This is a genomic window from Streptomyces sp. NPDC001292, from assembly GCF_042896465.1.
Lineage (GTDB): Bacteria > Actinomycetota > Actinomycetes > Streptomycetales > Streptomycetaceae > Streptomyces.
Window position 1 is genome coordinate 1 of record NZ_JBIAXG010000145.1, and the last position, 1,376, is coordinate 1,376.

Annotated in this window: 1 protein-coding gene; it reads left to right on the forward strand. The window is 72.9% G+C overall.

Features of this window, described 5'->3' with window-relative positions; genetic code table 11:
• Positions 1-153: 153 nt before the first annotated feature.
• The coding region (locus tag ACFY4A_RS42625; RefSeq protein ID WP_390834680.1) for an AMP-binding protein at positions 154-1,376 on the forward strand (1,223 nt) is incomplete at its 3' end.

The following is a 1,376-nucleotide window of genomic DNA, read 5'->3' on the forward strand; positions in this document are numbered from 1 at the left end:
GGGGGGGAGCGGTCCGCGCATGAGCGGTTCTTCGCCGATCTGGTCGGGGACGTCACCGAGCCCACCGCGCCGTATGGGGTGGTGGATGCGCGTGGTGACGGTGCCCAAGTGGTGCGTGCGGTGTCGCGGTTGGCGGCTGGGTCTGCTGCGCGTGTGCGGGAGGTGGCCCGCCGGCTGGGCACGAGTCCTGCCACGGTGATGCATGTGGCGTGGGCGCGGGTGCTGGCTGCGGTCAGCGGCCGGGACGATGTGGTGTTCGGCACGGTGCTGTTCGGGCGGATGAACGCCGGTGCGGGCGCGGACCGGGTGACCGGTCCGTTCATGAACACGCTGCCGGTGCGGGTGCGGGTGGACGAGACCGACGTACTGTCCGCGGTTGCGGGCATGCGGGCGCAGTTGGCGGCGCTGCTGGAGCACGAGCACGCTCCGCTGGCGCTGGCGCAGCAGGCCGCGAAGGTGGCGGGGGACGTGCCGCTGTTCACGGCGCTGTTCAACTACCGGCACAACACCGCACCCCGGACCAACACCGGCGAGGCCGAAACTCCCCGGGGTGAGGGACTCGCCGGAATCACCACCCTCTTCACACGCGAGCGCACCAACTACCCCCTGACCGTCTCCGTCGACGACGACGCAGAGGGGGGCGGGATCGGGCTGTCCGTCGACGCGGTCACCGCGATCGACCCCGAAGCGGTCGGCGCACTGCTGCGCACCACGGTGGACAACCTCGTCACCGCGCTCGAACAGGCACTGGACCAGGCGCCGGAGGCCGGCCGCCCGCGCCTCGCGTTGAGCGCCGTCCCCGTCCTGGACGACGACGAGCGGCACCGGATGCTCGTCGGCTGGAACGACACCGCGTCCGGCGCCGCGCCCGCGACCCTCCCCGAGCTGTTCGAGGCCCAGGTGGCCCGTACCCCCGGCGCGGTCGCTGTCGCCTACGCCGGCACCGAGATCTCGTACGCGGAACTCGACGCCCGGGCCAACCGACTCGCCCGCCTGCTCACCGGGCACGGCGTGGGACCGGAAAGCGTGGTCGCCGTGGCGATGGAACGCGGCACCGACCTCATGGTCGCGCTGCTCGGCGTGCTGAAGGCGGGCGGCGCCTATCTGCCCGTCGACCCGGCCTATCCGGCTGAGCGGATCGCTTTCCTGCTCTCCGACGCCGGAGCGGTGTGCGTCCTGACCGGGACGGGGATCCGGCTCGAGACCCCGCCCGACCTCCCGGTGCTGGTCCTCGACGACCCGGCCACGGCCGCGCAACTGGCCGGACTCGACGACGGGACGCTGTCCGACACCGAGCGGTCCCGGCCGCTGCTGCCCGGGCACCCCGCCTACGTCATCTACACCTCGGGATCCACCGGACGGCCCAAGGGCGTGGT